Here is a 13,314-nt window from a genome sequence, read left to right as displayed (position 1 = left end):
CTTAAGAGCCTTCATTAGCAAACTCTCCTAAAGACATGATGGCGTTTGCTACCTTATTGCGGCTGCCCTGGTCGAATTTTAACTTTATAGCTAACCCAAGAAAGGTTTCCCTACATCATACCGCCGCGGCGCTAACGAGTAGCGGAATGACGAATTTGTTGTTTTTCAAATTGTAGGTAAACCTAAAGCTATAGAAAAAAAGAAGAACCAGTTTCTTAGTTCTTCATTGACATAATCCACTCCATATGCCATAATAAAATTTTATATCTTGGAGAAGGAAATGACATTAAGGTTAATACTACAAGAAGTCAACAGTAGTCCAGACCTGAGTGCAGAAAATGTAGTTGAGAAAATCAAAGATGAACTACAGCAGAAGCTTCCAGATATCTACAGTGAGTGGGAAAGTAACCAGTTTGATATAAATCACACATTTGAAGTACTTAATTGTGGTTTATTACTTATAGCAGCTAAAAATGGTTGTGGAAAAGTAGTAAAACACCTAATAAAAAGCGGGGCTAATGTTAATGTACAAGATGTATGGAAAAAAACCTCTTTACATTATTCTGCTCAGTATGGGTATACGCAAGTAGTAGAAGTTTTGCTAGAAGAGGGAGCAGACGTTAATGCACAAGATGAAGATAAAGAGATTCCTTTACATGTAGCTGCTGGCAAAAGAGATATAGAAATAGTGCAAATGTTATTGGAGAAAGTGGCAAATGTTAATCTACAGGATAAATCTGGAGGAACTGCTTTGCACTATGCTACATGTAATGCTAACATATGTACTCCTATGAAGGATGATAGTGCAGCAAAGATAGCGGGACTTTTATTACAAAGAGGAGTAGATGTTAATATAAAAGACGAGGATGGAAAAACTCCTTTGCATTATGCTATTGGTTATGAACTTATACAAACAATAGAAATGCTATTTAAAAAAGGTGCAGATGCTAATATAAAAGACAAGGATGGAAGGGCACCTTTATACTATGCTACTCTTAATTATAGTTACCGTAATATAAGGTTAGGAGGAAAACTGCTACTAGATTGTGACACAACTTTACTAGGTAATTTTTATGAACCTTACAAACCTAGTCCAAGGATGGCAAAACTCCTGCTAAATTATGGTGCAAATCCATCATGCATCCATAGACCTAAAGCTATAACAGCAGGAATTACTGTGGGTGTTATATCTGCTGTTGTAGTTCCACTAGTACTTGCCTATGCCACTGCATTACCTGCACTAGCAATAATTGGAATTACTGTAGCATCTGTACTGATAGTTGGTGGTATTACCTATGGAGTTGCATATAAGTCATCAGAGCATTCATTAAACAGTAAGCTAAGTGAGGTTAGCTGCAGTAATGTTGATGGAAATAAACAAACTGTATAACCATAATTATTAGTTCACCACAGTAACCGCACCATGGCAGTGTTTGTATTTCTTTCCGGAGTTGCAAGGACATTTGTCATTTCTTGAGACTTTGGGAAGTCTGCTATTTCTAGCAGAATGTAACCTATTGCCTATCTCTTGGTTGTCTGCCAACTTAAAGTGTGCTAAGCGGTGAATGGTGAGTTCCTTCCATTTTTCAAGCATTGACTCAAACATCAAGAAAGCTTCGCGTTTAAATTCATTCAGTGGATCTTTCTGCCCCATAGCACGTAAGCTTATGCTTTGTCTTAGGCTCTCTAGAACTGAAAGGTGTTCCCTCCATAAATGATCAAGTGTCATTATCATCATTTGCTTCACGATCGTATTCCACAAATCTGTAGTGTGCTGACTGTTGAAATATTTTTCTTTCTCAGTAAAAAATTCTTGTATCTTATCATTTATATAATTCAAAGCTTCTTGTTTATTCAAAAACTTTGCCAAGTCTTCTTTATCAAGCGTTATTCCATACCTTGTATGGAATTCTTTGGCTATATCTTCAACATAATCTTCGTAATAGCCACTTTGGATTATACCTTCTACTACGCTCTCATTTACTTCGCTATACACTTCAAATATATCATTAATTTCGTTGCCTAAGATATTGTTTCTCTGCTTAAAAATAACTTTACGTTGGTTATTGATTACGTCATCAAACTTAAGTAGAGATTTCCGCACGTCATAGTTTCTAGCTTCAACTTTCTTTTGCGCTTTCTCGAGTGCCTTATTGATCCATGGATGATGAATAGCTTCGTTATTCTTTAACCCTACTTTTTGTAAAAAGCTTCTCATTCTATCAGAGCCAAATATTCTCATTAGGTCATCTTCGAGCGATAAAAAGAACTTAGAAAGTCCAGGATCCCCCTGACGACCAGAACGGCCGCGTAATTGATCATCTATTCTCCTGCTTTCATGTCTTTCGGTTCCAACCACACATAAACCACCAGCTTTTATAGCAATTTCCTTATCTTTTTTTACTCTTTCAACTATTTCTTGGTATTTTTTTTCTCTTTCATCAGCATTTTTTATCTTCTTTAGCTCCACCTTTGCAATCATTTCAGCATTTCCACCAAGCTGAATATCAGTTCCACGTCCTGCCATGTTAGTTGCTATAGTGATACTACCTGGCACTCCAGTTTGCGCTATTATGTACGCCTCTTGTTCATGATAACGAGCATTCAATACTGAATGCTTAAGAGAATGGCTTTGCAAAAGCGCAGAAAGCTTCTCAGAGTTTTCGATGCTTACCGTGCCAACAAGGACCGGTTGAAGGCGTTTGTAGCATTCTTCTATAAACTTCAACACAGCATTAAATTTTTCTTTTCCTGTGCCATAAATTTCATCATCAATATCAACTCTTTTTACAGGTACATTGGTTGGAATTTTTACTACATTTAATCTGTATATATCACGAAACTCTTCTGCCTCTGTTGCTGCTGTTCCCGTCATTCCGGAAAGTTTATTGTACATACGAAAGTAATTCTGAAATGTGACCGATGCTAAAGTTTGGTTTTCATGCTGAATTTCAAGATTCTCCTTCGCTTCAAGTGCCTGATGAAGACCATCGGAATATCTCCTGCCCTCCATCATACGCCCAGTAAATTCATCAATAATCACTACCTTGCCATCCTTTACTATATAATCTTTATCAGCAGTGAACAGCTTATGTGCACGTAATGCTTGGTCCATATAATGAGTCATTATCATGCTGTCAGTATCATAGAGCGAGGAATTTTCAGGAATGAGATTGTATGATCTTAGTAGTTCCTCCACTCGTGAAATACCATCTTCAGTCAAGAATACCGTTCTACCTTTTTCATCTACTTCATAATCAGAGTCAACTAATTTGGTTACTATTTTATTGATATGCTTATATATCTGATTGTTTTCCTCAACCGGGCCAGAAATAATAAGCGGAGTGCGAGCTTCATCAATGAGTATTGAGTCCACTTCATCAACTATTCCGTAGTGAAAGCCTCTCTGAACCATGTCTTCTTGAGAAAATTTCATATTGTCTCGCAGGTAATCAAAGGCAAGCTCGTTATTTGTGGAATACACGATATCTGCACTGTAAGCCTCTTTCCTCTCTTCGTCTGTCAAGTTATTCGTAATAAACGCAACAGAAACCCCAAGAGAATTATATAATTTGCTCATCCACTCTGTGTCTCGTTTTGCAAGATAGTCGTTAACAGTTACGACGTGCACGCCTTTTCCTTCTAAAGAATTAAGGTATGCAGCTAAAGTTGCAACGAGTGTCTTTCCCTCTCCTGTTTTCATTTCTGATATCATGCCATTATGAAGCACCATTCCACCAATTAGCTGGACATCAAAATGTTTCATATTAAGGAATCGTCGAGAGGCTTCACGCACAACTGCAAATGCAGGTACGAGAAGATCATTTAACGTTTTCCCATTTTTCAATTCTCGTTTGAATTCTTCAGTTTTACCAGCAAGCTCCTCATCAGATAAGCTCTGCATTTCTGTTTCTAATGCATTTATTTGCTGAACAATTTTCCTAAAGGATTTTATTATCTTCTTGTTTGTGGAACCAAATATCTTTCTTATAAAAAAGAATGACAACGTAAAAATGAAAAATATAAGAATGGCTGTCAAAATTAGCGGAGAATCTAGCATAAACTTAAGTAAAGTCTTATTTAATATGAGATTATATTACTAAATGCAGCCTGCGGCAATGATATATTAGATTTAGGGAATCTTTGGAAAGTCTTTTTTAAATCAAGAATTAAGAGTTTGCCAGGCAATTCCTACCCTCGAAGGCCTTCTATCAAAATATTGAAGATACCGTTGTATTATTTTAGGTATTTGGTAATCTTTAATTCTAGACTAAATAAATTTATTGCAGCCTGTATGGGGTAACTAGTTATGCACGGTAATATCTATCAGTTAAAGGTATTGATGCTGTTTTTGCATCGCGGAGTACTTTATCAGCATTCTTTTCGCTTAGGTACAGAAATAGAAGAAGCCCAAAAGTTTGATGATTTAGTGTTTGCATATACCCAGGGTAGTAAGAAAGCATACCGCTTTTTGCAGGCTAAACACACACAAGCTGAAGATAGTAGAAAAATTGAAGTAGGGGACTTACTTACACAAAATAAAAATGGCGAATTTAGGTTAGCAAAGTATTTCATCTCTTATCTAAAGATTAAAAATAATCAAGATTTTGCAGATGGTAACCTGAAAGATTTTATTATCTGCACTAATATCGATTTTGATCTGGATCAAAGCACAGCACAAAACACAGTGAAGAAGTTGAAGGTAAAAACTTCAGGACCAAACAATGAAATAGAAATTTTAGTTGAAGTAATCGACACTAGTGATGTTTTTTTTAAAGACGGCGGCACTAGATATAAGTTCTCTTGTATTCATAATAATATGATTTCGGTAGTGCAACCGGCATTTGAGAGTGCTGTGGAAGAGACGATAGCAGAATTAGAAAAGGAGATAGAAAAACTTCAAAGTAAATCAGATCAGGATTCAAAAAGGAAATTGGGAAGAAATCAAAAGTGGCAAAACGAATTTAAACAAATAATAAAGAGCAGGTTAGAAGAGAGTATAAAAGAATTTTTTGATAAATTAGTATTTGCAGTAAATCAGCCGAATGAGATGAAACTAGCGGAAATCATTAAGAATGAGCTGGGCGAGCAATTTAATGATATTGACAGAAAAAATGTTTACGCTCGCTTCCAAGAAAAAATGCTAGATTGGCTGTAAGAAAAAGGGAGACGTTTTCTTACACATGAAGATGGAAGAGAATTCTTTCGCAAGATGAAAGAAGAAATCTTAGGAGGCTTTCGATTTGAGGTGAGAAATCCAGTAGGATCGTTTACTGGAAGAAAAACAGAGCTAGAAAAACTGCATGAGTCAATACAAGAGAGTCAAGGTGTAGCCACAGTAATATCGCAACTGGTTTCTATCAGTGGGTTGGGAGGAATAGGTAAGACTGAGTTAGTCAGAAAATATATTGAAGAACACAATAAAGATTACGATCACAACATTATATGGGTAAATGCTGCAACCTATGAAACCATGGTGCGGTCTTTTCTGAAGTTGGCTAATGAACTTTTAGGCATTCCTACAGAAGATAGGGATATTGAATCTATTGTAAGAGATATATACGCTTTTTTTGCCAAGAGAAAAAGTCTCTTTGTTTTCGATAATGCAGAAGAATATAGAAGTGAAGGTCAAGATGCTGGTATTAGTCAATTCTTACCGTCCCACTTTTTATCATCTGATGATAATAAACCTAGTGTTTTGATTACCTCTCGTAATCAGAAATGGGGAGATATAAAATCATTAACATTGGGTGCATTTACTGAACCAGAATCAATGGACTTCATTAGAAAAGCACTAGGTATAAAAGATGAATCACAAGAAAATGAAATAAAGAATTTAGCAGAAACATTACAGCATTTTCCTTTAGCTCTGCAGCAGGCAGTTGTATACATAAAAGAAAGGGATATAGCATTAAAGAATGTAGGCGTGAAGTTTGAAATTAGTGATTATTTAAAGAGATATAAAAAGGAAGCAGAAAAATTACTTGATTTTAAGTTTCCTAAAGACAGCGACAATAGCTACACCAAGACAACTTTTATAACCTGGAAAATTACTATTAATAAAATCAAAGACAACGCAGAGTATGGCCAGCAAGCCAAAGAAATTTTAGATATTATCGCCTATATTGCCTCTGACAATATTCCTGTAGAAATGTTTTTAGGATTAGAACGCAATAGAGAAAAGTTAGGTGATGCTATCCAACTACTTAAGCAATATTCAATGATCAACTCAGGAGAAGAGCAAAGTTCAGTCAACGTTCACAGGTTAGTGCAGCAAGTAACAAGAATAGAGTTAGAAAAACAAGGCAAAGACAAAGTTGTGAAAAAGACTTTTGAGTTACTGGAAGAAAGCTTCCCTTATGGTAGTGACAAATTAGAAGATTATGCTAAGAAACGACAGTTGTTACCACATTTAGAAACGTTCTTATCACATATAGATGATTGGCTAGAAAAAAATCCTTTAGAAAAGCAAACAATAGAGAAGTATTATCTTGAAGATTTGTTAATATGTATGGATGATGGATACCATGACTTGGGTAATCCCAGAAGACAAAAGGAGTTGCTTGAGCGAGTTTTACCTATTCAAGAGAAACATTACGGCCCTGATCATCCAGAAATTGCTATAACACTGGCAAACCTAGGTAACGCTGATGGGACTTTAGGTGATTCTCAGAAAGCGAAAGCGTTGCTTGAACAGGCTTTAGCAATCAAGGAAAAGCATTACGACTCTGATCATTTTGAAGTTGCTAGAACACTTGTAAACCTAGGCAACGCTCATTACGCATTAGGTGATTCTCAGAAAGCAAAAGAGTTGCTTGAACAGGCTTTGCCCATCTTTAAGAAACATTACAGCCCTGATCATCCTGGAGTTGCTAAATTACTGGCAAACCTAGGCAACGCTTATGGAGATTTAGGTAATCCTCAGAAACAAAAGGAGTTGCTTGAACAGGCTTTAATAATCGACGAGAAATATTATGGCTTTGATCATCTTACAGTTGCTATGATACTAGTAAACTTAGGTATCGCTTATGGAGATTTAGGTAATCCTCAGAAAGCAAAAAAGTTGCTTGAACGAGCTTTACCTATTTTTGAGAAACATTATGGCTCTGGTCATTTTCAAGTTGCTAAGCTACTGACAAACCTAGGTGCCGTTTATAGGACTTTAGGTAATCCTCAGAAAGCAAAAGAGTTGCTTGAACGAGCTTTAGTAATTCAAGAGAAACATTATGGACCTGATCATTTTGAAGTCGCTATTACACTGACAAACCTTGGTATCGCTTGTGGGGATTTGGGTGATCCTCAGAAACAAAAGGAGTTGCTTGAACGAGCTTTAGCAATCAAAAAGAAACATTACAGACCTAATCACTTTGAAGTTGCTAGAGCACTAGTGAATCTAGGTAACGCTTACAAGGATTTAGGTAATCCCCAGAAAGCAAAAGAGTTGCTTGAACAGGCTTTAGCAATTCAAAAGAAACATTACAGCCTCGACCATTTCGAAGTTGCTAGAATACTAAGAAACTTGGGTATGGCTTATGGTGCTTTAGGTGATCATAAGAAAAAGAAGAAGTTGCTTGAACAGGCTTTACCTATTTTTGAGAAACATTATGGCCCTTGCCATATCCAGGTTGCTAAGCTACTGGCAAACCTAAGTATCACCTATGGGGATTTAGATGATCCTCAGAAAGCAAAAGAGTTGTTCGAACGGGCTTTACCTATTTTTGAGAAACATTACGGCCCTGATCACCCTGAAGTTGCCAAACTACTGGCAGACTTATGTGACGTTTATGGTGCTCTAGGTGACCACAAGAAACAAAAGGAATTGTTTGAACGGGCTTCATCCATCTTTAAGAAACATTATGGCCCTGATCATCCGGAAGTTGTGAAACTATTGGCAGAACTAGATGATATTTAGGTTTTTAGCAATACTAGACTAACAACAACTCATTTGAGCTACACTTCCAAAACTAACCTGTTTGGATCTTCTATATAATTTTTTATTTTAATGAGGAAAGTTACTGCTCCTTTGCCATCAACTATTCTGTGGTCGTAAGAGAGGGCAATGTACATCATAGGTCTGATTTCTACTGCATTACCAACAGCAACTGGCCTGTTTTGTATTGAATGCATTCCAAGTATTCCAGATTGCGGAGGGTTTATTATCGGAGTGGAAAGAAGTGAACCGTATACTCCACCGTTTGAGATGGTAAATGTTGCACCTTCCATTTCTGATACTTGTAATTTACCCTCACGAGCTTTTTTGCCAAGAGCAACTAAAGTCAACTCAATTTCTGCAAATGACATCTGATCGGCACCCCGAATAACTGGTACAACAAGACCTTTATCGGTGCCAACAGCAACACCTACGTCATAGTAATGTTTATATATGATTTCATCGCCTGAGATTTCAGCGTTAATTTCAGCAATTTCTTTCAATGCTTGCACCGCTGCCTTTATAAAAAACGACATAAAACCAAGTTTTATTCCATATTTTTTTTCAAAGGCGTCCTTATATTTTGCTCTTAGATCCATGACATTCTTCATGTCAATTTCATTGAACGTGGTCAGTATTGCAGCAGTATTTTGCGATGCTTTCAAACGAGCGGCAATTACTTGCCTTATTTTGCTCATTTTTACTCGTTCCTCTCTTTGCTCTCCATTTACTACACTTTTTGGCAATTCATATTGTTTTATTGCAGGTTGTTCAGCTTTGTTCATATGGCCTATCACATCTGCTTTTGTTATTCTGCCTCCCATGCCAGTTCCTTTGACGCTTTCTGCACTGATTGCATTTTCTTCCATAATTTTACGAGCTGATGGAGCATCTTTTTTAGCAGCACTTTCGCTTTTATCTTCTTTTCTCGCTTCCTCTTTTACTTCTCCCATGGAAAGCTTCGCTAACAATTGATCAGGACTTATTACATCATCTTCTTTTATAAGAAATTCAGTTATTTGCCCTGAAGCTTCTGCAGTTAATTCGAGTGCTGTTTTGTCAGTTTCAATTTCAAAGATCAAGTCATCTACTTTTACTGCTTCTCCAATACCCTTCTTTATTTTTACTATACCTTCTGTAACTGATTCACCACCAAGAGTTTTTGGTGCTCTGATTTCTATAATTTTGCTCATAAAACAACTTCCGTATAAAACTTTCTATAGATTTATACATGAAAAGAGACATGTAATAAACTAATAAATTCATTGAGGCTCTTATCATTTAGAAGTGACAAACGGATAACATATTCCCAAATGTCATTCCAGCACGTGACGCTAGGCCATAAAAATTCCTTGACAAGCTTTGTCAGCCCCCCTATCATGGTACTGAAGCTATTTATTTATCTTCGCAATCTGTGCAGGTTAATGACAAAAAACTTAGGGTATTTGGCGTTTCATGTTTAATTTTTCGCACTACGTGCATCGCATGTCTTTAAAAATTTTTAGGTTTTTACCTATATAAGCCGAAACGCGCTTACAAAGCGTTTAAGACAGCAAAAAACGTCAAATTGACAAGGGAGAATTTGAATGCTAGCTACTACGGGGTTTCTTTGCCTTTTTTCCTGCTTAGTAAATTTCTTAAACACTTGCGGTGTAGGTTAGTTGCAAGTTAAAAGCAGCTAAATCGCTCTTAATCAAGCGTTTTAGAATAAAAAAACGCCGATATTTTAGTACATAGTAAATAGCCAACCACCATGGGGCTTCTTTTGCCTTTTTTTTCGCTTGGTAAATTTTTTAATATTTATAGCTAAACGACAACCGTCATCCCGCTGCTTGTTAGCGGGATCTAGAGATACCGCGAATGAATCGCGGTATGACGGTTAAATAATTCGTTATCCCGCTACGTGTTAGCGGGATCTAGAGATACCGTGACGGTATGACGGTTCGCGGTGGTATGACGATAAGGTTTATACCTTGTCATGCAAGTACTAGAATCCAGTAAGCTTATTTATGCATATAAAAGGTTATTATTTTGTAAAGTCAAAGTTGCTTTTGGTTTTAAGTTAAAGTACAATAAATGCAAAGGCTCATATAAACTGGATCCAAGTACTTGAATGACATCAGAGAGAGGGTAACCGAGGTTCATGCGGTACACGCTACCAAAGTGTTTAAATAATTAATTAGGTTAAGGTTTGGTATTCAAACAGTTGTACACATGCTAGTCAAAATAGGTACCAGAGGAAGCAAGCTTGCAGTTGCCCAGGCTTTGGAAGCAAAACAAAAGTTGCTGGACTCTTTTCCTAACTTATCTATTGAAGTTGTTAAAATAAAAACTTCTGGAGATAAGTATGCAAACGCAAATCTTGCTGAAATAGGAGGCAAAGGATTATTCATTAAAGAAATTGAGACTGAATTGCTCGAAAATAATATAGACATGGCAGTTCATTCGCTAAAAGATATGCCTGCGTTTTTCTCAGGGGGTTTAACAATTCCTTGTGTTTTAGAAAGGCTAAGTTCATGCGATGCGTTTATTTCTCATAAACACAATAGCCTTGAGTCTTTGCCACAGCAGGCTACTATTGCCACTTCTTCAATAAGAAGAAAAGTTCAGTTGTTAAATGTTAGACCAGATCTAAATATAATATCGCTACGTGGAAATGTAACAACCAGATTGCAAAATCAAAGTTTTGATGGAATAATTCTAGCTGAAGCAGGACTCATAAGATTAGAAAAACATCACTTGATTACAGAGGTATTGCTACCAAAAGTTATGTTAAGTGCAGTGGGGCAGGGGGCGGTTTGTATTCAATGTAGAAGGAATGATGTAAAAATTATCGATCTTTTAGAGAAAATTAATAATAATATGCCTTTTATAGGAGTGAAATCAGAGCGCAGTTTTATGAAGACAGTGAATGGTTCATGTTTTACACCACTTGCAGCTTTGGCTGAATATGTGAGCGAAAATATGCTACACCTTCGTTGTATGTTAGCAAGTGGAAAAAATATATACTTCACTGAGCGCACTTCATTTATAGAAGATGCGGAGAAAATGGGTATGGATGCAGGATTAGAGTTGAAATCAAAATGCTTATAAGCTTACCTAAAGTACGTGGAATCTATCGTTATGACATCTTAATGTCTAAAGCAACGTGGTTAAATGTCGGTGGACGAGCTGATATATTATTTAAACCACGTGATATTGAAGATTTAACATGCTTGATTAAAAACACTGAGTTGCCAGTTAGTGTTATTGGTGCAACATCCAACATAATAGTGCGAGATAGCGGCATTCGAGGAATAACAGTAAAATTAGGTAAGGAGTTTGCATATATTAAAAGTAAGGGTAACAACTCTATTGTTGCAGGCGGTGCTGCGCTGCTTAGTAACCTTGCTTACTTTGCAGGAGAGCAACAAATTAGTGGACTTGAGTTTCTAGTTGGAATTCCAGGAACAGTTGGTGGCGGAATAGAAATGAATGCAGGTGCATATGGTAGTGATATCGCAAGTGTTGTACAATCCATAAAAGCAGTGAATCTAGAGGATGGAAACCTATATGAGTTCTCCAGCGAAGAAATGGGGTATTTTTACCGTGGACATAGCCTAAAAGGAAATTGGATTTTTGTTGAAGCTGAGTTTAAAGGAGTAAACTCAGAGTATGAGCTTATACTGCAAAGGTTAAAGGAAGTTATTGAGAGGAAAAATAAAAGCCAGCCAATAAGAGGAAAAACTGCTGGGTGCATATTCAAAAATCCAAAAAACTACCGAGCATGGGAGTTAATTGATAAATCTGGCTGCCTAGGGTTAAATATTGGTGGAGCTAGAATCTCTAAGAAACATTGTAACTTCTTGCTCAATTACGATAATGCAACTGCATCTGACTTGGAAAACCTTGGCAACAAAGTAAAAGATGCAGTAAAGGATAAATTTAATGTTGAACTTGAGTGGGAAATAAGGGTTTTGGGTAGCTATTAGATAGTTTTTATAGCTTATGTATATTCGTTCAGGAGAACGGCAAATAAGGTAAACAAGTAATCTAAAAAAATAATCATAGAGAAACCGTGAGGTAATGTGGTTAATCTTGTAGAACTTTGCAAGAATCTAGAGAGAAAAATAGCAAAGTTATACCAATTCTCATTATTAGTGAATCAAATAAGCGATATTGTAGAGTTATTTAATTGTGGAGTGAGAAAGAAAGGCAATAGTATGGCTTTTTTTCCATTGTTATCTATCCGTTTATTGTGCAGTGGGAATTGGTATTAGCTGAACGGACACTATTGTTATACTATATCTTATATACAATTGTGCAATATGGACAATGGCAACAAATTTACTAGCGAAATTCAGTGATTTATGATTGATAATTAAAGTTCTTAATTAGTAACCGTTCACACTTAATTCTTCAATCTCACTAATAGAAAGGCCAGTAAATTTGACAATAGTGTTGACATCAACATTGTTAGCCAGCATTGCTTTTGCGACTTCGATTTTTCCTTCAATTTTCCCTTCCTCTTTACCGATTTTGATGCCTCTTTCTTCGCCAATTTGGATGCCTTTTTCAGTAGCAAGATCAAGTCTGTATTCAAGAATGGCTTCTTCTTTCCGTAGATCCATTATTCTTTCTTCGTAAGCTACTAAATCTTTTTCATTCCAGCTAAACCTGTCTAATTCATCGTAGGCTAACTTTATTATTGGTGCTTTTTCCGCTATTTTCCTTAAGTCTTCTTCCGTAGTTTCATCTGCATATTTGAAGAAAAATAACCAACGATCCACTATACTTTCTAGCTGTTCTTCCTTATTCTTAGGAAATTTAGGTAGTTCAATAAATACAAATTGAAAATCTTTTAAGTCATGCTCATTGGTTTTCTCATCTCTTATAGTGTGGCTGGATATATAATCAAGCTTATCAGGAAATAAATTACAATTAGAGATAGCAATAAAGAAAACCTTCTTTAAATCAATGTACTTACCAGATTTATCAGCTTGCCTTGAGTAAGCCTTAGCAGCATATAGTTGAGCTCGTTTTTCGAAGCCTTTATCGCGAGTGAGCTGCATTTCAATCACATACCTGGCCCCACTGGAATCCCTGCAAAGAACATCAACTATACTTTGCTTATCAGAGGCAATTTCAGGATCCATTATAGTACTGAGGAATTCCACTTCTTGTATAGTATTTATCTCGGTAAATCCTAAAATATCATTCAAAAAATGTATGAGAATATTCTTATTTTTTTCCGTTCCAAAGATTTTTTTGAAGGTCAAATCCAGCTTAGGGTCGAGAAACTTAGATAAAGCCATAGCCAAAGTGCTTAAAAATATTAATAATTATACACTATTATTAACAATTATTCAACCATATTTTTGAAGATAGCTATGCCGCCGCGAACC

Annotated in this window: 9 protein-coding genes; 6 read left to right on the top strand and 3 right to left on the bottom strand. The window is 36.3% G+C overall.

Going from position 1 to position 13,314, the window contains the following annotated elements; all coding sequences use genetic code 11:
• The first annotated feature begins 280 nt into the window (after nt 1-280).
• Nucleotides 281-1,390, top strand: coding sequence for an ankyrin repeat domain-containing protein (locus tag AAGD79_RS05145; protein ID WP_341811233.1), 1,110 nt, complete (start codon nt 281-283; stop codon nt 1,388-1,390).
• Between the two features lie 9 nt (nt 1,391-1,399).
• Here the strand turns inward: AAGD79_RS05145 and secA are convergent, their stop codons facing one another.
• Nucleotides 1,400-4,060 (bottom strand): preprotein translocase subunit SecA, encoded by a 2,661-nt coding sequence (gene secA, locus AAGD79_RS05140; RefSeq protein WP_341811232.1) that lies wholly within the window; start codon nt 4,058-4,060, stop codon nt 1,400-1,402.
• A 249-nt stretch (nt 4,061-4,309) separates the two neighbouring features.
• Here secA and AAGD79_RS05135 point away from each other — a divergent pair, with 249 nt between their 5' ends.
• Both AAGD79_RS05135 and AAGD79_RS05130 read left to right on the top strand, forming a co-directional pair.
• Nucleotides 4,310-5,158: a hypothetical protein gene (locus tag AAGD79_RS05135; protein WP_341811231.1), complete on the top strand. Its 849-nt coding sequence runs from the start codon at nt 4,310-4,312 to the stop codon at nt 5,156-5,158.
• Between the two features lie 54 nt (nt 5,159-5,212).
• Nucleotides 5,213-7,912: a tetratricopeptide repeat protein gene (locus AAGD79_RS05130; RefSeq protein ID WP_341811230.1), complete on the top strand. Its 2,700-nt coding sequence runs from the start codon at nt 5,213-5,215 to the stop codon at nt 7,910-7,912.
• 38 nt (nt 7,913-7,950) lie between these two features.
• On the opposite strand, the gene odhB is transcribed toward AAGD79_RS05130, so the two are convergent.
• The gene (odhB, locus tag AAGD79_RS05125) at nt 7,951-9,123 is read right to left on the bottom strand and encodes a 2-oxoglutarate dehydrogenase complex dihydrolipoyllysine-residue succinyltransferase (RefSeq protein WP_341811229.1); all 1,173 of its coding nucleotides are present in this window, start codon (nt 9,121-9,123) and stop codon (nt 7,951-7,953) included.
• 1,021 nt (nt 9,124-10,144) lie between these two features.
• Between odhB and hemC the strand changes: the two genes are divergently transcribed.
• From hemC to AAGD79_RS05110, 3 genes are all read left to right on the top strand, one after another.
• The gene (hemC, locus tag AAGD79_RS05120) at nt 10,145-11,023 is read left to right on the top strand and encodes a hydroxymethylbilane synthase (RefSeq protein WP_341811228.1); all 879 of its coding nucleotides are present in this window, start codon (nt 10,145-10,147) and stop codon (nt 11,021-11,023) included.
• Nucleotides 11,014-11,901 carry a UDP-N-acetylmuramate dehydrogenase gene (gene murB, locus AAGD79_RS05115; protein WP_265042909.1) on the top strand — a complete coding sequence of 296 codons (888 nt, stop codon included), beginning with the start codon at nt 11,014-11,016 and terminating at the stop codon, nt 11,899-11,901. Before hemC ends, murB begins: the two co-directional genes overlap by 10 nt.
• A gap of 96 nt (nt 11,902-11,997) precedes the next feature.
• Nucleotides 11,998-12,189 (top strand): hypothetical protein, encoded by a 192-nt coding sequence (locus AAGD79_RS05110; protein WP_070356842.1) that lies wholly within the window; start codon nt 11,998-12,000, stop codon nt 12,187-12,189.
• A 114-nt stretch (nt 12,190-12,303) separates the two neighbouring features.
• Here the strand turns inward: AAGD79_RS05110 and AAGD79_RS05105 are convergent, their stop codons facing one another.
• A complete protein-coding gene (locus AAGD79_RS05105) occupies nt 12,304-13,224 on the bottom strand; it encodes an Rpn family recombination-promoting nuclease/putative transposase (protein WP_213862864.1) in 921 nt (306 codons plus the stop codon).
• Between the last annotated feature and the right edge of the window lie 90 nt (nt 13,225-13,314).

Origin of the sequence: Wolbachia endosymbiont (group A) of Oxytorus armatus, from assembly GCF_964027005.1 — a bacterium.
Taxonomy (GTDB): Bacteria; Pseudomonadota; Alphaproteobacteria; order Rickettsiales; family Anaplasmataceae; genus Wolbachia; species Wolbachia pipientis.
This window is presented reverse-complemented; position numbering and strand designations above follow the sequence as displayed.